Consider the following 25222-nt stretch of genomic DNA (forward strand, 5'->3'; position numbering starts at 1 on the left):
GGTGAGTGGCTTCATTGCCCTATTTCATTTGTTCTTTTAATCGAATAATAGATTGACTAACGGTTTGGTAGTCGACTTCAGTGGAATTCTCCTGACTGTACTTCGCGCGCTCAAACAATTCGAGCACCGTTTCTAACTCTTTTTTCATCCACTTACTTTGGTTCGACCACCTTGTCGTCGCTTCTCGCATGGTTTCGTACTCATGTCTCGTGTAACCCTTACGACGGCTTAGCCGCAGCAGTTTTTCGAATTCAACGATAATTTTCTGATTAAAATTAACGGCTTGCCTTTTCTTCCTGCGTGTTAGCCATACTCTCCAGTAGTCGCTTTTCGAGATAAAGAATAAACCAACTGCAACAACTGCGATAGCAGCTACACCGCTTAATGTCAACCACAACCATGTAAGGCTCGGAGCCTCTTTAGTTTCTTCTGGCAAAGTAACAGGGTCACTTTCCGTTGATAGATCAACGGGTGGCGGTGTTTGCTCTGGGAACACATTCGGTAGACTGAAGCCTGAGGTCGGTTCAAAGGGTATCCAGCCAAAGCCTTCAAAGTACACTTCAACCCACGAATGGGCGTCTGAATTTCTAACTGTATAGGTACCTGCTCCATCCACATCGATTTCAGTACCCAGTTGACTCAAAATACCTAAATCCCTAAATTCCTCAGGGATCGGTGAGGTGCCCGATGAATAGCCTTTCACCCAACGAGTTGGAAGCCCAATAGAACGGGTTAATACAGCCATAGACGTTGAGTAATAATCACAATACCCTTGCTTCACTTCAAATAAGAAGCGGTCTACGAAATCCTTGCTCTTGCCTTTGCTTTCATCTGGGGTATTTGTATACGGATAATTATCCGATAAATACTTCTCTATTGACTTTGCTTTGTCATAAGGATTCGTCGCTGCCTTGGTAATTTCAACAGCCAGCTGCTTCACACGTCCAGGAAGGTCGGCAGGCACTTGTAGATACTCCGCCCATTCCAGTTGATTGGCATAGTCTGATTTGACTTCTCGCAATAACGCTTCTTCCAGAATAGGTTCCTGGGTAACGATTGTATAATCTTTAGGATAATTATTTCTTCCTGCGTAGCGCAGTTCAGACTGACGCGGAGACCAAATCAGGCGTTGAAACGGGTTCTCACCTTTATTCACTTCCACAATCTTCTGGATAGCGAATCCCCCGAACAAAACGGGAAATACTTCCTCTCTATCCATAACAACCGTTTGAGTCACTTCTTTGGTTTTCAAAAGTGACAGGTCAAATCGCGGATCTAGCGGCAGCGGATTACCATTCACACGATTGACTGGCAATTTCCGCTCCACGGGGCTAAACTCCCAGCCTTTTCCATTATATAACGATCTCGTTTCGCCTCGGAAGTAAGTTCTCTTGCTCGTTTCAACGGTCATAACCGGCGTGTAATCATAACGAAAACCACCGCCAAGCCGGCTGTCATCCCGACTATAACCGGAAGAAGCATCGGCGTTCGTAGATGACGTGATGCTGACTCCTTTTCCAAGTAGAGGGACAGCTTCACCACGGCTTACTTTCCAGGCTGTATAAGGATCCGTTAATATCGGATTCACAGTTGGTGCTAGTAGACCAACTAGAAAAGTGACACCGACAATCAATAGAACGGGAACAATGAGGGTTGACGGGTAATCCGTAATCGTTTCCCAAATGACCGGAGCCCGCCTCTTCAGTTGACTAAAATGCTGAACCATCAACAGTGAGAATCCGCAAAATATGACCATAGCTACTTGCGGCCACAAAAAGATTATACTGAAGGAATCTCGAATAGCAAAAAATAAGATACTGACAAAAATAAGGACAAATACACGCAGTCTTGATTGGACTGACCACATCGCAAACAAATAAGTAATCCATGCAGTTAAACTAAACCAAATGTACGGCTCCAACTGCCCCGCATTCAGAGCAATCCACTTCACTGCATCCTTCCATGCCGTCACATTAACCGCAACAAAATGATAGCTCATACCAATTCCGTGCAGCCATATAATCAAACCAAATTGAATCAAGGAACGCCAGCCGCGATGTAAGTGCGGTATGAGGTAAGTAACCGCTACAATTAAGAGGGTTCCCGTCACAAAGGCGACTGTTTCAGGCAACCAAAGTCCATCTTCTTTCATGATCCAAATAACAAATTGATAAAGGAAAATCCCCGTAAGAATTGCTGTAACTCGCTTTGACCAATCCGTCAGCAAAATCCTTTTCCAAAGTACGTTAGGCATAACGTTTCGCCCCTCCCAACAGGTTAGGCAAGTCCGTCAACTGACTAACCTCATAACCCATATAACCTTGTGAGCGAATCGCCTTAATCCAATCCTCCTGATGACCTTCAATGTCCGTCCCTTGCGGTTTGAATACATGGTTGGACTTCGCATGAACCCAGATATGGCATGGATTCATCTGAAGATGTTCCAGGTGATGAATCACTTGTATCATCGCTGAGCCCTTTTGCGGTGAAATAAGTACAAAGAAGCAGCCTGCTGGCCATTCCCGCGAGCGTTCTTTGATGATTTGGTGAAGTGAGTGATAACCATCTGCTTCTACCCCGACCAAATGCTGGATGATTTGCTTGTGATGTTTCTGACTTTGCTTCGGTTCAAAATACGTGGATTCCTTCCCAATCGAAAGTAATCCCAGTGCTAAATCACGACTCGCTCCATATCGAAATAAGGACGCTGCTACAGATACCGCCAGTTCAAATTCGGCAGCGTCCCGGTAGGCCCTGGCATTCCGATCCAATAGAATAATCGTCTTGGGAAGGGATTCTCGCTCGAATTCTTTGGATTTCCATGTACCTGTCTTCGCAGTGGCATTCCAATGTATACGTGATAAGCGGTCTCCATAAATATATTCACGGACACCATTAATTTGCGTCGTTTCACGATGTGCTCGTGTCGTTGTGGAGTGATGCTGCATGCCCTTAAGCATTTGGTGAAATTGCGCCCATTCCCGAATAGCAACCGTTTGTGGATACACAGTAATCGGCTGCTGAAGCTCTAATCGTCCCTTATGCTGAAAGAAGCCAAAAATATCTTCGGTTAAGCACTCCGTATCACCAAATCGATAATACCCTCTTCTTAATGGTGGGGTACTGTAAAGTAATTCGCCTCTACGTTTCCAATCCGGAACAATGGAGCCTTCGAAAATGGTCTCTTCCCCATTCTGTCGAATAAGCTGATCTTTAATCATCATATAAGGAATAGGCCAGTACCCCGGAATCTGCACGCCAATACCAATCTGCAATGATTGCCCAGCTTCTATTTGAGTTTCTTGACCTACATTCGTAAGCTTGCGGGTACCTTGCGCACGTTTAATTCCACTCCAGTTGCCAGAGAGTAAATAAGCAGACAATAACGTGATAATAATAAAAAGCATAGAGGCCAGCTTCCCACCTTGAAACAACAGGAACAATAAACTAGCTGTGAAACAAGAAATAAGAAGCCATAGAGCTGCCGGAAACCGGGGAAATTCCCCGAATCGTTTGAATACCGGTCGATTCATAGGCTCACTTCTCCAATCGAACCGGCACGCGTACTTGCTCGAAAATCGCGCCGAGAACTGAGGAAACCGTCGCTCCGTCCATACGGGCTTCGGAATGAAGAATCATTCGATGACCAAGAACATAAGGAGCAAGGTATTTAATATCATCAGGAATCACATAGTCTCTTCCATGGAGGAATGCAAAAGATTTGGAAGCCAAAACTAATGAAAGCGTTGCTCTTGGACTGGCTCCGAGGAATACAGCCTGATGTTCCCGCGTTTTTCTAGTAATGGTCACTAAATAATCAGCTACTGCTTCATCCAAGTGGACATGACGGACCTGTTCCTGGATGGCTAGTACTTGAGACGTATTCATGATCGCCTGCAGTGCCTCCATCGGATGCACTTTGCTCTGGGATGTAATCATTTGCTTCTCGGCGGCTTCACTCGGATAACCTAGGCTAAACTTCATCATGAATCGGTCAAGCTGCGCTTCAGGCAAAATATATGTGCCTTCGAAGTCAATCGGGTTCTGGGTCGCCAGCATCATAAATGGTGAAGGAAGCTCATGTATATCACCATCGACGGTGATGTGTTGTTCTTCCATTGCTTCCAACAAAGCAGACTGTGTTTTGGTTGTTGCCCGGTTAATCTCATCGACTAGTAAAATATTCGCCATAATCGGTCCTGAACGGAACAGGAATTTCTCTTCTTTGGGATGATATATAGAAACACCTGTTATATCGGAAGGTAATAAATCCGGATTACATTGAATACGGCGAAATTGACCATCTATGGATCGAGCAAGTGCTTTAATCAGCACTGTCTTGCCAGTACCCGGCACATCTTCAAGCAAAACATGCCCACCGGCCAGCATCGCAGTTAGCAACAATTCAATCTCAGAGCTCTTGCCAAGAATGCATGATTCCAAATTCGTTTTCAACCTAGCTAGAGCTTCTACATGATGATGGGTGGCAGTTTCCATGTGTGATCCTCCTTAGAGTTTTGCTCAGCAAAACTTGCTTCGATAGCGTTACTGAGTTTTCGTAAGAAAACTTACGTCGTAAGCATTCGAGTTTCAGAAAATTTACGACGTAAGCATTAGCTGCATTTTTCTTGGCATATTGCGTTTATGCTGCCATTTAGGGTGAAAATACTTCCATAAGTCCATATTCCTCAAAAATGATAGGAAAATGAGCGTAAATCTAGTTTACAGTAAAGTTTTTCGTCCGTATACTTGTAAATCCTCTAAATTTATTTGTTAAATTTAACCATCCACAGCGGTAAACGAGGATAAGCAAAAAAAAGAGATCCACAGCATCGTGCTGTGGATCCAAATTTAATATATTACCTATTGCGGCGAATCAGATTGCAAAAGCCATAGTAATAATAACCAAAAGAATAAAGAGAACCAAGACTACAGCCGTACTTGTACCCACACCACCGCTATAACAACCTCCTGCAGCATAACCCATTCTATCTCGCTCCTTTCTGTTATCAGATGGTCTATTGTATTTCAATGGCATTTGAAATGTATGGACAAATATCAGATAGTAAAGGCCTGTTTTGAGATTAGGATCAATGATCACTGTTTTTTGAATGATGTTAGCGTGATTTAACGAAAAAGGGGCTGTCCCAAAAGTAGAAAAAAAGTCTACTTAAGGGCAGCCCTCTTTTATTGAAGTTTGACAACGTGACTGGAAAAGTCACCCGTCCTGGGACAGCCCATGTTCAAGCAATCATCTTATCCTTTGGGTCTGACAAATACAGCAGCTATGAAGGAGAAGATGATCGCCGCGGATATCCCAGCGCTGGTCACTTTAAATATACCGGTTATGATCCCTATATAGCCATTCTTATGGAGCTCCTCTAACGCACCATGCACAAGTGCGTTGCCGAAGCTGGTAATCGGGACAGTTGCACCCGCACCAGCAAATTCAATGAACGGATCATACAAATTACAGCCGTCTGCTATAGCACCCAGCACGACAAGCGTACTCATGGTATGAGCGGGCGTCAACTTACCTACATCCATCAAAAGTTGGCCAAATACACAGATGGCTCCACCAATCAGAAAAGCCCAAAAAAAGTTCATGCGTACAACCCTCCAGACTCAATTGAAACAGCATGTGCAATGCAAGGGATGCTTTCCCCTTGTTGGAAAGAAAGCGGCGAGAGTAGAGCTCCGGTCGCTACGACTAGGATTCGCTTCAATTCGCCACTCTTAATGCGCTTTAGGAGATGACCATAAGTAACGGTTGCCGAGCAGCCACAACCGCTCCCTCCCGCTTGGACGGTCTGCTTCTCGCGATCATAAATGATCAACCCGCAGTCGTCATAAGTCGTTTGATCAATTGGAAACTTGTGCTTATCGAATAGTTCGCGCGCAATGTTCACACCCACTGTTGCCAAATCACCGGTGACGATTAGATCGTAATAACTAGGCTCAATATTCAATTCTCGGAAGTGAGTTTGAATGGTATCTACCGCTGCCGGCGCCATCGCAGCGCCCATATTAAACGGATCCGTGATGCCCATATCAACGATTCGTCCGATTGTGGCCGAGGTGACGACGGGGCCGTCACCGGTCTTACCAAGCACGGCGACCCCTGCGCCGGTGACTGTGTATTGAGCTGTCGGCGGCTTCTGCGATCCGTATTCCGTCGGATAGCGGAACTGCTTCTCCGCTGTGCAGTTATGGCTGCAGGTGCCAGCCATCACGTAGTTGGCGGCCCCCGAGTCCACCAGCTGGGCGGCTAGCGCGAGCCCTTCCATCGATGTGGAGCAAGCGCCGAATATGCCGAGATACGGTATATTTAGCGTGCGCACAGCAAAGGTATTAGAGATGATCTGATTCATCAGATCCCCTCCAACATAGAACTGTATCTGGCCGTCCGTAAGCCCGGCCTTTGCAAGTGCTCGCTGCGCCGCTTCCTCTAGCAGCGCCTTTTCGGCTTTTTCCCACGTTTTCTGACCAACAGTCAAATCTCCGTGAACGATATCAAAATCTCCACTAATTGGCCCTTGACCTTCATCAGGTCCTACAACCGTCCCCGTAGATAGTATCACGGGTCGATTCTCAAAGACCCAGCTCTGATGTCCCTTTAGCATAAGGTCAACCTCCACCCGTAATGATAAGATGTACAATACCTACAAAAAAGGCAGCGACGGTTCCGAATACAATAACCGAGCCAGCTAACTTGAACATATTACCGCCTACCCCAAGCACTAGTCCTTCCGCTCGGTGCTCAATAGCAGCTGAGCATAATGAATTTGCAAAACCTGTTACAGGAACGGAGCTTCCCGCCCCAGCCCATTGGGCCATTTTATCGTACACACCGAAGCTCGTCAGTATGACGGATATGATAATTAACACCGCAACCGTTGGATTCCCAGCCGTTTTTTTCGGTAAAACCAAACCAATTGATGAACATTTGCATGAAGCATTCACCAATTAAACAGATTGCCCCTCCAACGAGAAAGGCTCGCATGCAATTTATTAGAACGGGTCTTTTGGGCTCTTGTTTCTTGGCTAGTTTCTGATACTCCTGCTGTGTCATTGTTAAGTTTTTCTTCTTGTTGTTGGCCATGTTTTCCCTCCTGCTTCCTCAAACGCCCTAGGCTCTTAGAATCGTATACAGATCTTGAATGACCTTCGTTAACTGTACCGAACATGCCTCGTACATCTTCTTCGCTTGCGGATGGCTAGTCGTCAATGAAAAAAGTTCAAGGTCTGCCTCACATTTCTTCAAATTGGCTAATAATACAGGCCTTTCAACTGGTTGAGGCACTTTTAATTTATCATCATAAAGATCAACCGTTAATTCGCCATGCGTGTCTACTTGTGCGAGGAACACATTCTCCTTCGTTACTCCTAGCTTATCCAGTTCCGTATGTAGCCATCCTCTTCCTCTACCCGTTACTGCCAAAGGTTCATCTTGAATGACACCATCCATGATAACGGATTGAGTCGGTTTCTCAATGTTCAGTTTTATGCCCAAATGCTTTGGTGTCAGAGGTTGGAGTTCACTTTTGAGCAGAACACTTAAATCACCATTAGCCTCAAGCATAGCAAACTCAACATCTGCCACGCGAAAAACACTTTTGGTGCGCAGCTGCTCCAGCAGCTCATCGCCAGTGTAACGTTCTTTTTTTAAATTGTTCTCAAGAATTTTGCCATCTTGAACAACAACAGTTCCTCTACCCTCAAACCAAAGCCGTAACGTCTTGCTTTTGAGCGTCAGAATCTCCAATGTCAACGGAATGAGAACCCAAACGAGTATAGCGATGACCCCGTGCCAGAAATTGTAATCCACATCAGTGGAAATTGTCCCAGCCAAGTCACCAATCGTAATTCCAAGAACATATTCAAAAAAAGTAAGTTGGGAAATTTGTTTTTTGCCAAGAATTCGAGTTAGTACAAACAAAAAGAATAAGGCAAAAAACGATCTGACAACGATATTCATCCAATCCGCCACAAGCTTTCCCTCCTTCTCCTAAAGCTCGAAACAACATCATTATGCACTATTTAGGCAGCAAGTATGATCAATTTGAGTTGGATTTAAATGTTAACGTAGCAAGTGAAAAAATATGCTTGCAAGTTTAAATTTACACGAGTAAAATACATTTTATAACAAATGAATAAAGAGTAAAATGCTCTTTATTCCATTTTATCTTCAATTTATTTTACACGAGTAAAATACAAGGAGGACGATGAGAATGACGACAGTGACCCTGGATATCCCTGAGCTCTCACGACAATTTGAAAATGATGGTTACCTACTGCTTCGCAATGTACTATCGGAAGAAAGGATAGCAGAATTGAATAGAGCCGTTGACGGCATCCTTTCTGATGAGCAAGAGTCGTTATCCTACAACATTTACAATAGCATAGAAAGAGACTCCTCTATTTTGTCCTTAATGGACAATCGGACTCTTCTTCCACTTATCGTTAATTTGATGGGTTATAACATTCAACTTCATATCTCACATCTGACCGTGCGCAAACCAAATCCCGATGATCTCAAGACGGAGACCAACAGCTTCATTAACTGGCATCAGGATGGACCAGCTCCCAAATTCCCAAGTATTAACGGATTAACATCCACCTACTACATTAAAGTTTGTTACATTTTGAGTGATATGTCTGAGATAGACCGCGGGAATACGAAAATCATTCCGGGCAGTCATAAGTGGCCGGATTACCCCCCCGTTCAAACCGACGTGAATGTGCCTTTACCAGGAGAAATGCAAATTTGCGGTAAGCCTGGGGACGTATTCCTATTTGCACAAAATCTTTGGCATGCCGGTTCCCCGAATCGCTCTGATTTCACACGTCGCCAATTATTTATCGGTTATAGCCCGATTTGGATGAGGCCTATCGATTACCATGCTGCTTCGCCAGCTCTACTCGAAGCGGCAGATCCAATACGTCGTCAACTGCTTGGTGCAATTAGTGAAAACTATTTCAAATTCTACGTACCGGAGGAGTCAATGGTCCCGCTTAAAGAGCTATGGTTAGGCGGTGCTGCAACCAAAAGTGAGTACATTTAGATTTGTCCAAATTTATGATACCCTTGAGGAAACAAGAAAAGGGAGTTCCTTATGATTACCAGGAAAGAAGTCGCAGACCGGGCTGGTGTTTCGGTAGCTGTCGTTTCATATGTGCTTAATAATCGAAGCATCGTCAAAGAAGAAACCAGACAAAAAGTGCTTGCTGTAATCAATGAGCTAGGTTATCGTCCCAATCAGACAGCACGCAGCCTCAAAACCAGGAAAACAGGGCAAATTGCTGTCCTCGTTCATTTCGTGGGAAATCCATTCGAGGGTGGATTGCTATTATATATTGAGAAAAAAGCTAAACTCAGCAATTATTCGGTGTTTTTTCATTCCTTTGAACCTGCTCGTGAAGAAGAATTAAAAAATACACTGATGGGGCGTGTGGACGGCATTCTTCTGCTCGGCCAAACGCTCAGTGAGGAAAGTCAGGCATTTTACAGCTTGATGGAGCTACCCATCGTGTCTCTGATGCATCCAGGTGTTGCCATGCCGAGCATCCCTGTCGTTGATGTGGATTGGATAGCTGAAATGCGGCGGTTAATTGTTCATCTTCGTGAACAGGGGCATGAGCAGATTGCATTTATGACCGCTGGCGATCCGCAGGATCCGATTGCTCATCGGCTCTTGGCTTTCCGCGAAGCTATGCATCACGAAGGATTGAAACTGCCGGAGCCATATATTCTCGAAGGCGCCGGCCGCTTTGAGAGAGCTTTCGAAGTGTTAACCACAACACTTACGCAAGGTTTTGATTTTACTGCTATCGTAGCAGCAAATGATTTGATGGCGGCTGGTTGCCTCGCAGCTTGCCGCGAATCCGGCATTCTTGTCCCACAACAATTGGCAGTGGCCGGGTGCGAAGATATTCTAATGTCTTCGCAAGTCTCGCCAGCTTTGACAGCTATTTGTTATCCTCGGATGGAGGTTGGTTTAGCGGCGACAGAACTTCTGCTATCACTCATTAACGGAGAGAATAAGAAGACACCACAACTGGAAGGCAAGCTTTCAGTCAGAGCTTCAACCGTAGAGAACTCCTTGAATGCCACATCCATATAGCAATTAAGATGTACGATTCAGATAGCCGTTATGAGCAATTCTGTATTGGATTTAATTGTTGTATATCTGGGTAAAAAGTTAGGGCATATTAAAGATCGCAATCAATTGAAATACGATCAATTTGCTTGCTATCCTATAAAAATCTTAAAGAAGAGGTGCACAACATGACAGTAGCTTCTCAAGTAAAAACAACACTGGCTTCACTTAAAAGTGCGCAAGCGAGCTTAGAAACATTTGCTCTTGGCACGCAAAATCAAGAAGCCAAACAGTTGTATGAAGCGGCCGCCTTATCTACACAAGACATCGTAAATCAAGTTGCCTCCCGTGTGCAGCAATTAGAAAATGAAGAACCTCAGTACAAAGGCTTCTAGTTAACAAGCCAAAACCAGCCGGCTGCGAACACTCGCGGACGGCTGGTTTTGCATTAGAACATACTGACGAGTATCAGAGTAAGTAAAACGAATAGAATTAATATAAGCAGTATCAGCTTATCTTTTGGCATTCAAGCCGCCCCTCGTTTCGGATGAGATTCCCATTTATTCCAATGGTTGCCCAGATGATTTCCTTAGCTCATTGGCCAATCGATGAAATTCTTCTCTAGCGTCAGCATCCTCGGTTGCCATATAAGCCGCAGACAAGAACGCAATGATTTTATTGGCATCTTCCACACTTAACATAGATTCAGTACCTCCCTGAAGTCGGTTTATTTACCGGTCCAATAATCGAATGTCATCACGTTGTTTTTGAAAAAGGAATAGGGCAAGTAACAATAGCCTTGGTCTCCCCATCCTTTCCCCCATGAATTCCGCACGATGACTATTCCCTGTCCCTTCTGCTTACCATCCTTGTATCCGACGGCCAATAAGGCATGCCCGCCTAACATCTGCTCTTTTTTTCGATTCGGGTAAGGGATCCTCCCTGTTTTTGCCGCCATTGGACTTACGAAAGATTGATACAGCCAGATTCCGAAGACGACAGGCTTCCCATCAGCTAACGCAGCTTTGATCCCTGCCAAATCATGAATCCGATAATACCCCTCTATACGGTAGGCTCCTGCTGCAGCTTCGGCCTCAGAATCAGGTTTTTCTTTAAATTTGGCTATGCGATAAGGCCAATCGGCTTCCGGGCATACCCCTATTTTATGCAGAACCTTCATGCCATCGCGAACTGTAGCTCCCGAGTCCCAATTGATCGTACCCTCTAATTTACGCTCATGCCAATAATGAAAAAGACGAGATAGCCTTAACGTTGAATCGCGTTCTTGACGAAGCCAATACTCACGCAGCCCGCTTACAATGGCATTTGATGTGCAAGAGCCTAGATTCCCCTGATTCACGATAGGAGACAGCTCCTTGCGCAAATCTACTTTGCGGGGCAATTGTGATTCCCGGATGTAATTGACGCTTCGGTAAAAATAATCCCGAAAATCTCTCTGGTCCCGTTTAACCGTGTATTTACGCATCCCATAGCCTCCAACGGTGTGTTAGCAGAATTGTATTCCAGTATATTCACCCATAGGCTGCAGCGTGCAAAAAGCACGCATCCCTATGGAATGCGCGCAGTTTGTTGCAGATTACTTTTTCATTGCTTTTTGATATATTTTCAAGTACTTTGTTGTCATTTGGGACGTTGTAAATCTACGAATAACATAGCGGCGAAGCTCAGCTGGATGCGGATAATTCCCTTCTTTTACCTTTGCAACCATCTCAGAAACGGAACGGCAGATTAATTGAGGAAATCCCGCCATAACCTCAGGTACCGCACCATGTTTCAAGGCGATTACGGGTGTACCGCAGGCCATGGCCTCAATCATGACAAGTCCGAAGGGCTCTTCCCACAGGGTTGGAAACAGCAAACAGCTTGCATATTTAAGCAGCTTCTGTTTCTTTTTGCCTCCAACGGGTCCTACATAATGGATATTGGGATTCCTTCGGATACGAGGAGCAATTTCATTACGAAACAATGCTTTATCTTTTATTGGCCCAGCAATGATTAGTTTTTTATTCGTTTTCTCAGCAATCTCAATGGCGAGTAGGACACCCTTCTCTCTCAGAATTCGTCCCATAAATACCATAAAACTGCGCTTTTTGTCACTGAACTCATATTCGCTTGGGTTAAGTCCATTATAAACATAATACCCACGATTTTTGCCCATCACCTGCCTAGCACGTTTGGAAACATATACAGGATGTTTCACATGCTGTTTTACAGGGAGATGCAAGGTACACACCGTAGGAAAAGTATGCTTGCTCCGCCCAAGTGCAGAACTGAACGTATGATCATGAATAACGTCAACATCCCGCGGCATTTTACTCAAAACATACCTTGCTATTCCTTGGTCACGAAGACCCTTTGGAAATGGAATAAGGTTAGCACTAGTTCGACTTCCTTGTGTTGCAAATACGGTCACTTGATGTCCTCTTTGCACAAGGTTTTCTGTCAATTCATGCACAACTTTCTCCGTTCCTCCCTGGTTCGTTGGTGGCAGTTTCTGTGCATCTGGAAAGTTAGAAATCACCTGCACAATGTGAAGACGTTTCATCCCCTATCACTCCGTTTCTCTTAACATATTCTCTATGTGCTCGCGAAGCCATGGCCTCAGATTGGCTCTCTTGTTCGCTTCAGAAAGAATCGATGTAATAAATCCTCTATGATTTCCAATATCATGCCATTGCCCCTTTATCTCACAGGCATACATGGCTTCGATTTTGTTTAGCGTAATCAATGCGTCCGTCAATTGAATTTCTTTACCTACGCCGGCCTTTTGAGTGGCCAATACTTCGAAAATCTGAGGTGTCAAAATGTAACGACCCAGCATGGCCAAATTTGACGGCGACATTGGAAGAACTGGTTTCTCAATAAGGTCTATGACACTATGAATACCTTCGTGCAGGACTTTTGCATCTACAATTCCGTAATCCGAAACGAGTTGATCCTCTACTTCCTGAACACCAATAATGGACCTATGATATCGATTATAGTAATGGATTAATTGCGCCAGTGCAGGCGTTTCGGCATCAAAAAACGTATCACCCAATAACACGGCAAAGGGTTCATTTTGAACAAAAGCGCGGGCGCACCAAATAGCATGTCCTAGTCCGAACGGCTCGGTTTGGCGAATATAATGAAGGTTAGCTAGCTGGGTTGCCTCCTGCACAACCCCAAGAAGATCAAACTTTTCACGCTCTCTAAGATAGCTCTCCAATTCAAAGGCAGTATCGAAATGATCTTCGATCGCTTTCTTCCCTTTCCCTGTCACGATGATGATGTCTTCAATGCCTGAAGCTACCGCTTCTTCTACGATAAATTGAATGGTTGGTTTATCTATGATAGGCAGCATTTCCTTTGGGAGAGCTTTGGTCGCCGGTAGGAATCGCGTACCCAAACCTGCTGCAGGTATGACCGCTTTTCGAATCTTCAAACATATCACCATCTCTCAAGTAGTAATTAATAAGCTTTATGTTCAAAGTATGCAAACCACTTTGGAATGCCACGGACATGTATCTTTTTCACTCAAAATGTACTGGTTAAAACAGGTCATAGGTACTCGGCAAACTTTCAGTTATGATGAGGGTGTGAACATGATCAACTAACAGAAAGGAGCAACCACCATGACAATGACATCATTCACGAAAGCGCTGCTTGGTTGCGCCAGTCTCTTATTCTTGCTGAACTTAGGGACTCAGACGACGGAAGCCAGGGAAAGTCAATTTACTAGAGATGGAACAGGGCCCCTCTATTGGAGCACTTATGAATATCAATACACAAATAATGCACCTATGAACGAGGCAGAATGGAAGAAAAACATTGATTGGATTGCAAGCGATTACAAAGCATCGGGCTATGACATGATAGCCTCCGATGGCTGGATTGAAGGTGCTCAACGCACAAATGAGAACGGTTACATTTTGTCTCACAATGATAACTGGCAGCATGACTGGGCTTATTGGTCAACCTACATTCAAAATAAAGGCATGAAGCTCGGTGTTTACTATAACCCGTTGTGGGTAACGCGGAGTGCCGCGGCAGATCCAACGAAAACAATCGTCGGAACGAACTACAAAATTAGTGAGATTGCCAGTTCCGCAGATAAATTTAATGATGATTTGTATTGGGTAGATGTTACGAAACCCGGCGCCAAGGCGTATATTCAAGGGTACGTGAATTACTTCAAACAGCTAGGTGTTCCCTACCTGCGAATTGATTTTTTGTCTTGGTATGAAACCGGAACAGATAAAGGCAAGACGATTGGGGTTAATCATGGCTCAGAGAACTATCAGACGGCTTTAAAGTGGATGCAGGAAGCAGCCGGCGATGATATGGAACTAAGTCTCGTAATGCCTCATTTGAACAATCATGCTGCTGGCGAACTGCCGTATGGTGATATGGTCCGAATCAATGAGGATCTCGCCCATGGCGGTTGGGAAAACTTAAGCGGTCAACGTCAAAATTGGGTGAACAGCTGGTCGCAGTGGGCCAATCCGTTCCAAGGATTTACTGGATTTTCCGACATCGCTGGCCGCGGTTCCAATATGATTCTGGATGGGGATTTCATCCGCATGAATACCTTTAAAACAGATGAAGAACGCAAAAGCATCATTCAATTATTCACCATGGCGGGTTCACCCATAGCGATCACGGATCAGCATTCCACGATTGGCAATTTCGGAAGCTTTTACAAAAACAAGAACATGCTTGCGCTCCATAATCAAGGGTTCGTAGGCAAACCTTACTATAATAATGGGCATTCATTTAGCAGCGATCCAGGGGCAAGGAACTCAGAAAAATGGCTTGGACAATTACCAGATGGCAGCTGGGTTGTCGGGTTATTTAATCGATCAGATGGGACAGCCACTCGTTCGGTCAATTATTTGAAAGATTTGGGACTGACTCAATCAGCGGATACAACCGAGCTCTGGACAGGAACTAGCCTTGGCAAACTTACTGCCTACAGCCCGACCCTTGTGAAACATGCATCAAAAGTTGTGAAAATCGAACCGGAAGGCACGAAAGCGAGTTATGCTGCTGAGGTTGCTACTTGGATGGGCGGTACGCATTTTAATAATAACTATGCGGGTTATCAAGGATTTGGTTTTGTCGATGGGTTGGGATTGACGGGGGCTAAAATTGTCTATGCAGTCCAAGCAGCTGAAGAAGGTGTCTATGCGCTCTCCTATCGTTATGCAAATGCTTCAGGGATGAACAGCACTCTTCATGTAAGCGCAACCGATGAGAAGGGAGTTGTGGTTCAACCATCGCGGGCAGTCACGTTCGGTTCGACTTCAGCTTGGAATACATGGATGAATCAGAATGATCGCATTCATTTGAAAAAGGGTGTGAACCTGATCACCTTAGAGCGTACAGCCTCAGATACGGGTGAGATTCATTTGGATGGTCTTGTGCTCGACAAGAATCGGTTAGCCAACATTGACTCTTCGCTCGTGCAAAATGGGGATTTTGAAAGCGGTGACATTCGAGGATGGTCGGAATGGCATCCAGCAGGTCAGACCGCAAAGTACGGTGTTGATTCCTACGATGCGTATAAAGGTAAATACAAGCTCTATTTCTGGGACACCAAAGCCTATAAGCAAAGCATTCATCAGAAATTAACTGGACTTCCGAATGGATCCTATACCGTTAGCGCATGGGTTAAAGAGACGTTATATGGAAACAAACCGACAACAGTCCGGATGGAGCTTAGTGAGCATGGTGCAAAGACCATATACAAGAACATTAGTCCGACCAAAGGGTATCAACGCGTTCAAGCCACTGTTAACGTAACGAATGGCAGCTTGGATATCGGCTTCTATGTGGATTCACCGGGGTTAACTTCTTTGCAAATCGATCAAGTTTCGATTGAGAAGATGGACTGATTGATTCAAAATGGACCTGGCTGTTTAGCCAGGTCTTCGTTTGTTCTGCGTTAAGCTCGGATGCCGAGCCTAACGTAAGCCAAAACTGTGGAGTGGCTTGTATTGTAGCCTGAGTAGAAAAACATCGTCTCAGGCCATATATAGGATTAGGATGGTCAATCCTCCCCTATTTGCCCCAAAACAAATCCCCAGCCTATTGTGATATTTATCGCATGGCTGGGGTTTGGGTTTCTATAGACAGCCAATTACTAACGAAGATAACGCATAAGCGGCTGGATATTTTGCTTCTTTATGCTATCTACGACCAGCTTGGCGATGGCAATACCGCCTCTTTCCTGAAAATGTGTATTATCCTCTGCGCCTTTGGGGAAGTTAGGGAACTCACCCGGCCACGCCCACATGAATATTGCTTTCGTTTCTTCCGGACCTAGTGCTTCAAACAATTGCCTGCTCTCTTCTGCCAAATCTATCAAGGGAACGTTTTCTTCCTCTGCAAGCTGCTTCATCGCGGTAATATAGTCACCATGCGTATCTATGATTTTACCGGCACTGTCAAAAAATCTTCGCTGAACTGGCGTTACTAGAATCGGGGCCGCTCCCCGCAATCTTGCCTCTTGTATGTAGATGTTCAAATGCTCTTTATACGTTGTAAAAGGGGATGTAGCCCGCTCTGCATCCAGCTTCTGATCGTTATGTCCAAACTGAATGAACAGGCAGTCATTCGCATTCATCTGGTCAAGGATGGGTGCCAGGCGTCCTTCCTCCAAAAAGCTTTTGGAGCTGCGGCCTGATACCGCATAGTTGGCTACAGCGGCGTCCGCTTTAATGAAAAGCGGCAGCATTTGTCCCCAACCCGTGTACGGATAACCATCCTGCGGTTGATCGGTAACGGTGGAATCACCGACGATATACAAGTTTGCCGCTTGCGGTGCCGAGGTAATTTCTAATGCATTAATTCTCGGGGCCACACCAGAGAAAGTAAGTCTCAACTGTCCGTCTGCCACATGAACGGTAAAGCTGCTAGTAACAAACTCTCCTGATGCTGTCAGAACATCGGTCAATACAAGTCTTCCTGGCCCCGCCTTCAATCCCGTACAAGTTGACGTTATAAGGTCCCCCATGAGTGTCTGAACCGTATAGCTGCCATTCGGCACGTCCACAATAAAGACAGCACCAACCGGAATGCAAAAATCTTGACGGAGCGCCGCGGGACGCCCTCGATCTCGCTCAAACACCGTTGAACCATCCAGAAAGCCATAGCCCATTTTCTCATTGTAATACGTTTGACCGCTAATTCTCGTGTACCCTTCTTTTGTACAGCTTGAACTCTCTTCTGGACCGAAATCGAACCTGAAGTGTACGCTCATCAACGTTACCTCCTACCAGTCTTTGCGATTAAGCAAGGATGCTAAGAAAGTAAGCCCTAACCCCTGTCCCCAGCCTTGAATCCGTTTGTAGGGAACCCCTTTGTAACCGTCAATATCTCTCATTACCGCTGTTCCAGCTGAAACATGAGTGACTGTCCCATCTTCCGTGATGCGTGAAAGTATACCTTGAATGGATTTGTTCGTATATTTGTTGTAGAGAGGACCTGAACTGATAAGCGCCGCCGCGATACCAGCAGAACCGCTTGTTTCCAAATAAGCAGCTTTGTCTGTCAATACGGTATGCCACAGTCCACTCTCATCTTGCAAGCGGACAAGTGCGCTCAATTGATCACGCAGCGAGCCCTCGAGAATCATAAAAGAAGGATGCGTCACATGCACCAGTCTCAGCGCACGAGCCATCGTAATTGCTGCCCATGCATTGCCACGTGCCCAGAATATACCGGACATATGATTTTGTGCTAGATGATCCCAGCCGTGATAGTACAGATTAGTTGTCATATCTTGCAAATAATTCTCGTGACCGTGATATTGCTTCAACCCATCTTCAAAATAATCGTCACGCTTTAGCACAGAACCGATCCGCAAGAGGAAGTAGCCTGCCATGAACATGGTGTCCACCCATGCCTGCTGCGGAAAGTTATAGGTTTCCGAGTTCACCGTATGCTGGAATATGCCTTCTCCGAAACGCTCCGCCTCATGCTGAAGGAATTCAGCCATTTGTGAAGCAATTTCGATATACCGATCTTCACCGGTTTCTTTGTACAGTGTCAGCAAGGAGTGTCCAATTGAGATCCCGTTAACGGACAGCTTAGGCAAGCCATCCTCCAGCTTCTCATCGATCCAATCTTTCAGCAGTTGCAGATATTCCTCCTTGCCCGTCGCTTCATAGGCTTCGGTTACGCCATAGAAGGCTACGCCGCCCGGCCAATCCCAATTAAAGTCCATTCGGAACGTTCTATGGACAACACGGTCAATCACTTTGCGAATTTCATCTGGATCAAATTGTAAGGCTGGCATCTCTTCATTTCCTCCCTGTAGTTGGCTATTTTCTGTGTTCGTAATCATCTCTTCTTATCCTTTCAAACCGCTCGTCGAAATTCCGTCAACAATGTACTTCTGGAATATGATGAAAACAACGAAAATCGGGACAAGTGATAACGTCGACATGGCAAACATGCCACCCCAGTTATTCAACGACTCGCTATCCAAGAAAAGCTTCAATGCTAAGGAAACCGGATATTGACTCGGATTGTTCAAATAAAGCAGTGGTGTATAGAAATCATCCCATCTCCAATAGAAGGAGAAGATCGCCGACGTCACGAGTGCCGGAACAATTAAAGGTACAATAATTTTGTAAAAGATGCTGTACTTGCTGCAGCCGTCCATTTTCGCGGCTTCATCCAATTCTGGCGGAATCGTACGAATAAACTGCATGATCAAGAAGATAAAGAATGGAATCCCAAAAAACTGCGGGACGATAATCGGTTTAAAACTGGATAACCAGCCTATTTTGGCAAATAAAACATATTGAGAAATAATCGTTACGTCATGAGGAAGCAGCAAAGTAAGCATAACAGCCGAAAACCAGAATTTGCTTCCAGCAAAACGAATCCGGGCAAATCCATAACCTACCAAAGCGGAGGAAACCACCGCACCTATCGTCGAAAGAATAACAATAATGAACGAATTTTTCATGAATGTAGCAAACGTATTGCCTGCAAACCCTTTCCAGCCCGACACATAATTGTTCCACTCGAGCCGACTTGGGATCAGACTGGTAGCCGTTGTGTAAATTTCATCATTCGGCTTCAGTGAGCTCGCGACCAGCCATAGGATCGGATAAATCGCAGTTACTGCGATGATACATACGATGAGATGATATAGCACTGTCTTGACATTTTTCGCTCGTAAAACCATTGTTTACCCCTCCTAGCTTTCGTAATGAACCCAATATTTCGATGTTTTAAAAATCACTAAGGTGATGAGTCCGATCAGGATCAGCATGAACCAAGCCATGGCCGAAGCGTAACCCATTTCGAAGAAGACGAATGCTCGATGGAATAAGTAAAGTGAATACAGCAAGGTATTGTTCAGCGGCCCGCCCTCCCCATTGGAAATGATGTAGGCCGGAGTAAAGGTTAAGAAGCCTGATATCGTTTGCAGGATTAAATTAAAGAGAATGATCGGACTTAACAAAGGCAAGGTAATATGAAAAAACTTGCGAATGGGTCCTGCGCCATCTACACTGGCTGCCTCATAATAGGTACCAGGAATATTCTTTAGTCCGGCAAGGAATATCAACATGGAGGAACCGAATTGCCAAACCGATAACAGAACTAAAGTACCAAGTGCTGTAGCTGGGTAGCCAATCCAGGATATAGTGGTATGGATGCCAATTGTATCTAGGAAAGCATTGATTAGTCCTTTATCTCCGAAAATCTGACGCCACATGATGGAGACTGCGACGCTGCCGCCAATCAAGGATGGTAAGTAATACGTGGCTCGGTATAACCCAATCCCTTTAACCGCGCGATTCAACAGCATGGCAACGAGCAGAGCGATAATGAGTCTGGATGGGACAGACGTAAGCACATAAGTTAGTGTCACTCGGATGGAATCCATGATTTTGTCGTCATCCGTGAACATTTTCTCGTAATTGGAAAGTCCCACCCATCTTGGAGCCGATAGCAAATCGTACTCGGTAAATGAAAAGTACAGCGATGAAAACATCGGAAACAGCGTGAAGATCAGAAAACCCAAGATGAATGGTGATATAAACACATAACCGACTATGTGATCATTTTCACGTAGTTTCATAGTTCCACTCCCTTACATTCGTCAATTTCTATTTATTTGGGAGGGCAGCTTGCATGAAGCTACCCTTTAACCCCTTTGTAAAGCTTTTCAAAAAATTCTTACTTCTTATTTTTGGCGAGAACCGCGTTGGCATCGTTCATGAATTTGGCTGCGGCTTCCTCCACTGAGAGCTTCCTATACAAGATTTGTTCTTGCATATCCCGAAGCAGCTTGCTTACTTCTGCAGCCCCTGGCGGATCTGGCGGATCCATGGCACTGCTGTTCAACTGCGCCCAAGCGACGTAGTCATAGACTTTCTGATCTGCCTCTGTTAGTAGGGGTTTCAAACCTTCCTTAACGGCAGCCGAAATCGGAATCCCGCGGTCTCCATGTATGAGTTTATTTGCTTCCAAATCATTAATAAACCAAGAAATAAATTTAGCTGCTTCCGTTTTCTGCTTTGAGCTTTTCGAAATTGAGAACAGCATCGTCGGCTTCAAATAAAGTCCTTGCTTCCCATTTGGACCTGGCATCCCTATCATGTTCAATGACTTGTTAGAGGCCTCCTGCAGAGTTATGAATTGATTCGACCACGCCATCGTCATGAACCCATCGCCGAGGGCAACCGGATTCTCCTCCGGTGTCAATTTGGTTAAAGACTCTTTATCCCAGTTCCGCATGTAGCCGGCATCGTACCATTTGAGATACATCGTGAAGTAATCTATAAAATATTGGGGATCGCTATAACCAAGACTCGTACCATCCGAGCTAAAATAGTGCTGATTATGCGTACGCAAGTAGTAAGGAAAGAACTGATCGAATCGCATATGATCAAGCACTTTGCCTTGTCCTTTCATTCGCTTGGCGATTTGCTCCAGATCAGACCAAGTCCAGTTCACAGGAATCGAAGCAATACCGGCCTGCTTCAGCAGCGCTGCATCGAAGGTCGCTCCCATCGCATTCACCCCAAGAGTAATGCCGTAAAGCTTGCCGCCAATTCGTCCAGCGTCTATCGTTTCCGGTGAGGCTGAACGAACATCTAGCGTTCCGTTACTCGTAAGCTCATCTAAATCTTCCAGCTGATTCTTCGAACTGTATTGATTTAAGTACGAAATATCCATCTGGATAATATCCGGTAGTTGGTTGGCCGCGGCTTGCGGTGCCAGCTTTTTCCAATAATCATCGAAGCCGGCATATTCCGTATCGATCTTCACGCCAGGATTCTGCTGTTGGTACATCTCTATCAGCTTCAAGGTGTAGTCATGTCTGGCTTGACCGCCCCACCACGCGATTCGAAGCTTAACGTCATGCTTGCTTTCACTTTTCGCCGTTTCTATCGTTCTTGATGACCCAGTTCCCCCATTCGCTGATTGCTGACTCGAGCTGCATCCGATTATGGTAAACAGCAACATGACTAGGAGCAGGACTGGTATTGGTATGCGTTTCATAGTTAGCTTCCCCCTATGAGTCACCTGCGCTCCACACTTCTTATTATCAGCTTGGAAGAGCGAAAGTTGAATCTAATTTACCGCGATAAATGTTCAAAAAACAGTGAAAACAAGATTATAGCGTCAACTTCTTATACTCGGAAGGAGCGCAGCCTGCGATCTTTTTAAACACTTGAGAGAAGTATTGCGGATTGTCGCCAAAACCAAGCTGTTCCGCTAGTTCGAACATTTTAACATCATCATGATGTCTAATAATCTCCATTGCTTTCTTAATCCTTACAGTAACCACATAGTTAGAGAAACGTTCACCCGTTTCTTTCTTGAACAATTTCCCCAGGTAATCCGGGTTCATATACAGCATCTGGTGAGCTACCCAATTGAGAGAAAGTTCAGCGTTGGCTAGCTCCGAATTAACAATATCAATAACCTTTTGAACGACTTGCGAATGTTTATTTTTATTTTGTTCAAAGTTAATAAGCGTGATTTCGGATGCGATTTGCTTCAGCAAATGGATGCTCGCTTGCAGGGTTTCCAGTTGAGATATTTGACTGATCAGCCCCATGTAATGATTCATTTGCTCTTCCGCACATAGTCGCGTCATGGAAATAAATATTTGAATGACATACGACTTGGTCGTCTGAATATCGAGTCGGGAATTTGCTAGTTGATCGTGAAACGCATCAATGCTCACTTCTGCTTCCTCCCAATTGCCCGCCCGTATCGGGAACAGAATCCGGTCTTCGTCATAGACGAAATCAGCTTTGCTCAGAAGGGTGGAATCCAAAATATCTCGCATCGTAATCAGCCCGCCTTCACCGAGATAAAAGCGATGGCCCAAACAATCAAGCGCTTGCAAATAAAGGCGTCTCGCCTCTACGATGTCTCCTGATTCACTTAAGGCGACAGTCGTATCAATTTTGTAATATAGCATAAAAATGCGCCTTATCTCTTTGATTTGCTCCTGTAATCGCTCCATATCTTCCTGATCCTCAATCATAATCAGAATTTGTTCCGCAATGGTTGAGCTTAGCAGAGTTTCATCGAGAATATCCTCAGCAATATTTTTCACGGCAAAAAGATGCTCATATTCGAACTTGTCTTCCAGACGGAAAAGCAATAAGCGCACTTTCTTCCCGCTGACCTGCAGCCCAAATAAATCCTGATAATAATCCCAATCCCGGCTTCCATACGACTTGTTCGTCACGAACTCCTTCAGAAACTGTTCCTTCACATGGGGCAGTACCTTCCGCAAATTCGCCTTCATCGACTGAATAAAGCTTTCCTTGCTCTCTTCCTGCTTATATTCTGCAGCAATTTCGCTTAAAGCCTTCAGAATGCTGTTCTCGTTGCATGGCTTTAATAAATAATGCTTCACCCCATACTGCATGGCGATTTGGGCATATTCGAATTCATCGAATCCTGAAAGCATAATGAACCGGATGTGCGGATGGGTTTCTTTTACTCGGGCCACAAGCTGGAGTCCATCCATACCAGGCATACGAATATCACTAATAATGATGTCGGGTGCATGTTCACACACGAAGGCGTAGGCTTCAACACCATTTCGCGCTGTTCCAACTAACTGTGTATCCACCGAATGCCAGTCCACAATGGAAGAAATACCCTCCAGAATCATCCGTTCATCATCAACTAACAGCACTTTATACATAAACAATTACCCTCTTTTCGTATTAGGAATACGGACTGTAATGCGAGCACCGCCGTCCACGCGATTATCAACTTGGATGCCGAACACATCGCCAAAGGACAGCTTGATCCGTTCATCAATATTTTTCAGACCGATACCTGTCCCTCTGGATTTACGTTCTCCTGTCAGGATCTGCTCTAAATAGGTTTCATCAATACCGGGTCCATTATCTTCCACGATGAGCAAAATGTATTCGCCTTCTTCTCGACCGATAATTTGGATGACACATGGTTCTAGCATGACTTCTACCGCATATTTAATCGCATTTTCCAAAAGCGGCTGCAGCGTCAGTTTCGGTATACTATTGCTTCTTATTAGTTCCGGAACATCGAGTCTAAAATCAAGCCGTTCCTCAAATCTGACCCTTTGAATCGTAATATAATGCTGCACAAGCCGAAGTTCATCTTCCACAGAGATGATATCCTGCTTTAGGCTAATCGACGAACGGAGCAAATAACCGAGGGATTCAACCATTTGGGACACTTGCTTCTGTCCATTCATCTTGGAGATCCAGTTGATTGATTCAAGCGTATTGTACAGAAAATGCGGATTAATCTGCGCCTGCAGGGAACGAAATTCAGTTTCTTTGATGATCAACTGTTTCGTGTAGTTCTCTTTGATCAGCTCTTGAATACGCACTAGCATCATGCGATACGTACGCTGCAGCAAGCCTACCTCATCCATCTGCTGTGATAATGGTGCGAGCGTTGGCAGTTCGGACCTCTCTAGATCACTAATTTGCAGGCCGCGCATGTTGGTAATTAAGCCTTCTATCGGCCGTGTTACGCTTCTTGCCACTGTCATCCCAAATCCGACAAGGAGGAAAAAGCTAAGCAGGAATGCGGCAATCATCCAGTTTTTCATCAAAATTATATGATAAAAGATGGTTTGGAAGGGCAGCGTGTTGTAATACGTCCAGCCCAAATAATCAGAGTGAATATGGGAAACGAAATATTTCTCTCCGTCCTGTTCCATAATGCGAAAACCCTTGGATGCCGACTCCGCTGGATTGCCCTCACTAAGCAAGGATTTCATACTAGCTGCTCGCGGGTATACTAAATTCCTGTCTGATACAATGACGAGTTCGCCGTCCCTTGTTACGGCTTCTCTTGCGTATTGGTTAACAATTTTGTCTAAATTCACATGCAGCACCAGGGTGCCCAGCTTGTTAAGCTCCAATTTTTCGAAGGAACGAATTTGTCTGGCAGCAATTAAACTATAATCCTGCGCATCCGGGTTCACCCACCCCAGAGTGCCATTGCCTTGGTCAGCCGTCGTTTGGATAAGGTCTCTCCGCTCTGATGAGAGCGTCGTCAAATTTCCGCTGGAATAGCTGCTTCCCTTCACATCGGTTATATCTGCTGCAATGATATACGTCTCAGAATTAATGTATTGCACAAGCCGATCCACAAGCTTGGCACGTGATTGGATACGATTGTAATCGGATTCATCCGCGTTCATCACGATCAAATTTTGCTGGATTTGTTCATCCGACATGATACTAAAGGTCAATCGTTCCACTTTATTTAACTCGTTCTCTATCAAGGTGGATGATAGATTCAGAACTTGAGATGATTTCTCATAAATTTGCTGATCATAAATGGAATAGGCAATCTGGAGCCCCACCAATGAGATGCAAGAACTGACAGCCATAGATATTGTAATGAGCAGAAACAACTTCGCTTTAATACGCAGATTGCGTATTTCATTAAACCACTTGCTTATGCCTGATTTCATGCAACGTCACCACTTTTCTTCGCTGAATAAGGTTCATGTTGGAGAGAGTCTTCGTGATGGATGTTCCAATTCCCTTTAAGGATAACAAAAAAGGATGCTGGAAATAGTAACCAGACATCCTCTTCGGTTTAAGAAATTAGGCATTCTC

Annotated in this window: 22 protein-coding genes and 1 pseudogene; 4 read left to right on the forward strand and 19 right to left on the reverse strand. The window is 44.9% G+C overall.

The window, feature by feature from the left end:
• Window positions 1–19: 19 nt before the first annotated feature.
• From QFZ80_RS19900 to QFZ80_RS19935, 8 genes and pseudogenes are all read right to left on the reverse strand, one after another.
• Window positions 20–2254 carry a transglutaminase TgpA family protein gene (locus QFZ80_RS19900; protein WP_307554896.1) on the reverse strand — a complete coding sequence of 745 codons (2235 nt, stop codon included), beginning with the start codon at window positions 2252–2254 and terminating at the stop codon, window positions 20–22.
• On the reverse strand, window positions 2247–3533 hold the full coding sequence (locus QFZ80_RS19905; protein WP_307554894.1) for a DUF58 domain-containing protein: 1287 nt from the start codon (window positions 3531–3533) through the stop codon (window positions 2247–2249). The genes QFZ80_RS19900 and QFZ80_RS19905 overlap by 8 nt, the downstream gene beginning before the upstream one ends.
• 4 nt (window positions 3534–3537) lie before the next feature.
• Entirely contained in the window at window positions 3538–4497 is a 960-nt protein-coding gene (locus tag QFZ80_RS19910; RefSeq protein ID WP_307560629.1) for an AAA family ATPase, read from the reverse strand.
• Between the two features lie 379 nt (window positions 4498–4876).
• Window positions 4877–4987 carry a YjcZ family sporulation protein gene (locus QFZ80_RS19915; protein ID WP_307554890.1) on the reverse strand — a complete coding sequence of 37 codons (111 nt, stop codon included), beginning with the start codon at window positions 4985–4987 and terminating at the stop codon, window positions 4877–4879.
• Between the two features lie 269 nt (window positions 4988–5256).
• Entirely contained in the window at window positions 5257–5607 is a 351-nt protein-coding gene (gene spoVAE / locus QFZ80_RS19920; RefSeq protein ID WP_307554888.1) for a stage V sporulation protein AE, read from the reverse strand.
• Window positions 5604–6623: a stage V sporulation protein AD gene (gene spoVAD / locus QFZ80_RS19925; RefSeq protein WP_307554886.1), complete on the reverse strand. Its 1020-nt coding sequence runs from the start codon at window positions 6621–6623 to the stop codon at window positions 5604–5606. Before spoVAD ends, spoVAE begins: the two co-directional genes overlap by 4 nt.
• A gap of 4 nt (window positions 6624–6627) precedes the next feature.
• Window positions 6628–7102: pseudogene (gene spoVAC / locus QFZ80_RS19930) on the reverse strand (stage V sporulation protein AC).
• A 27-nt stretch (window positions 7103–7129) separates the two neighbouring features.
• A complete protein-coding gene (locus tag QFZ80_RS19935) occupies window positions 7130–7978 on the reverse strand; it encodes a DUF421 domain-containing protein (protein ID WP_307556094.1) in 849 nt (282 codons plus the stop codon).
• A 253-nt stretch (window positions 7979–8231) separates the two neighbouring features.
• Between QFZ80_RS19935 and QFZ80_RS19940 the strand changes: the two genes are divergently transcribed.
• The 3 genes from QFZ80_RS19940 (at window position 8232) to QFZ80_RS19950 (ending at window position 10495) form a co-directional block, all read left to right on the forward strand.
• A complete protein-coding gene (locus QFZ80_RS19940; protein WP_307560631.1) occupies window positions 8232–9065 on the forward strand; it encodes a phytanoyl-CoA dioxygenase family protein in 834 nt (277 codons plus the stop codon).
• A 51-nt stretch (window positions 9066–9116) separates the two neighbouring features.
• Window positions 9117–10124: a LacI family DNA-binding transcriptional regulator gene (locus QFZ80_RS19945; protein ID WP_307560633.1), complete on the forward strand. Its 1008-nt coding sequence runs from the start codon at window positions 9117–9119 to the stop codon at window positions 10122–10124.
• Between the two features lie 164 nt (window positions 10125–10288).
• On the forward strand, window positions 10289–10495 hold the full coding sequence (locus QFZ80_RS19950; protein ID WP_307554878.1) for a DUF1657 domain-containing protein: 207 nt from the start codon (window positions 10289–10291) through the stop codon (window positions 10493–10495).
• A 165-nt stretch (window positions 10496–10660) separates the two neighbouring features.
• Here QFZ80_RS19950 and QFZ80_RS19955 read toward each other — a convergent pair whose 3' ends face one another.
• From QFZ80_RS19955 to galU, 4 genes are all read right to left on the reverse strand, one after another.
• Window positions 10661–10801, reverse strand: a complete 141-nt coding sequence (locus tag QFZ80_RS19955) for an N-acetylmuramoyl-L-alanine amidase (protein ID WP_307554876.1) — start codon at window positions 10799–10801, stop codon at window positions 10661–10663.
• 26 nt (window positions 10802–10827) lie between these two features.
• On the reverse strand, window positions 10828–11586 hold the full coding sequence (locus QFZ80_RS19960; RefSeq protein ID WP_307554874.1) for a C1 family peptidase: 759 nt from the start codon (window positions 11584–11586) through the stop codon (window positions 10828–10830).
• 111 nt (window positions 11587–11697) lie between these two features.
• Entirely contained in the window at window positions 11698–12666 is a 969-nt protein-coding gene (locus QFZ80_RS19965) for a glycosyltransferase (protein ID WP_307560636.1), read from the reverse strand.
• Between the two features lie 6 nt (window positions 12667–12672).
• The gene (gene galU, locus QFZ80_RS19970; RefSeq protein ID WP_307554871.1) at window positions 12673–13545 is read right to left on the reverse strand and encodes a UTP--glucose-1-phosphate uridylyltransferase GalU; all 873 of its coding nucleotides are present in this window, start codon (window positions 13543–13545) and stop codon (window positions 12673–12675) included.
• A gap of 190 nt (window positions 13546–13735) precedes the next feature.
• Between galU and QFZ80_RS19975 the strand changes: the two genes are divergently transcribed.
• Window positions 13736–15997: a carbohydrate-binding protein gene (locus tag QFZ80_RS19975; protein ID WP_307560638.1), complete on the forward strand. Its 2262-nt coding sequence runs from the start codon at window positions 13736–13738 to the stop codon at window positions 15995–15997.
• 248 nt (window positions 15998–16245) lie between these two features.
• Here QFZ80_RS19975 and QFZ80_RS19980 read toward each other — a convergent pair whose 3' ends face one another.
• The 7 genes from QFZ80_RS19980 to QFZ80_RS20010 all read right to left on the reverse strand — a co-directional run bounded on the left by QFZ80_RS19980 (window position 16246) and on the right by QFZ80_RS20010 (window position 25074).
• Entirely contained in the window at window positions 16246–17364 is a 1119-nt protein-coding gene (locus tag QFZ80_RS19980; RefSeq protein WP_307554866.1) for a rhamnogalacturonan acetylesterase, read from the reverse strand.
• A gap of 12 nt (window positions 17365–17376) precedes the next feature.
• Window positions 17377–18402, reverse strand: coding sequence for a glycoside hydrolase family 88/105 protein (locus tag QFZ80_RS19985; protein WP_307554863.1), 1026 nt, complete (start codon window positions 18400–18402; stop codon window positions 17377–17379).
• Window positions 18403–18456: 54 nt separating this feature from the next.
• On the reverse strand, window positions 18457–19302 hold the full coding sequence (locus QFZ80_RS19990) for a carbohydrate ABC transporter permease (protein WP_307554860.1): 846 nt from the start codon (window positions 19300–19302) through the stop codon (window positions 18457–18459).
• Between the two features lie 12 nt (window positions 19303–19314).
• On the reverse strand, window positions 19315–20202 hold the full coding sequence (locus QFZ80_RS19995) for a carbohydrate ABC transporter permease (RefSeq protein ID WP_307554857.1): 888 nt from the start codon (window positions 20200–20202) through the stop codon (window positions 19315–19317).
• A gap of 98 nt (window positions 20203–20300) precedes the next feature.
• Window positions 20301–21629 (reverse strand): ABC transporter substrate-binding protein, encoded by a 1329-nt coding sequence (locus QFZ80_RS20000; RefSeq protein ID WP_307554855.1) that lies wholly within the window; start codon window positions 21627–21629, stop codon window positions 20301–20303.
• Window positions 21630–21744: 115 nt separating this feature from the next.
• Window positions 21745–23298, reverse strand: coding sequence for a response regulator (locus QFZ80_RS20005; RefSeq protein WP_307554853.1), 1554 nt, complete (start codon window positions 23296–23298; stop codon window positions 21745–21747).
• A 6-nt stretch (window positions 23299–23304) separates the two neighbouring features.
• Complete coding sequence (locus QFZ80_RS20010; protein ID WP_307554851.1) at window positions 23305–25074, reverse strand: cache domain-containing sensor histidine kinase; 1770 nt, start codon at window positions 25072–25074, stop codon at window positions 23305–23307.
• Window positions 25075–25222 lie beyond the last annotated feature (148 nt).

The sequence above is a fragment of the Paenibacillus sp. V4I7 genome (genome assembly GCF_030817275.1).
Lineage (GTDB): Bacteria > Bacillota > Bacilli > Paenibacillales > NBRC-103111 > Paenibacillus_E.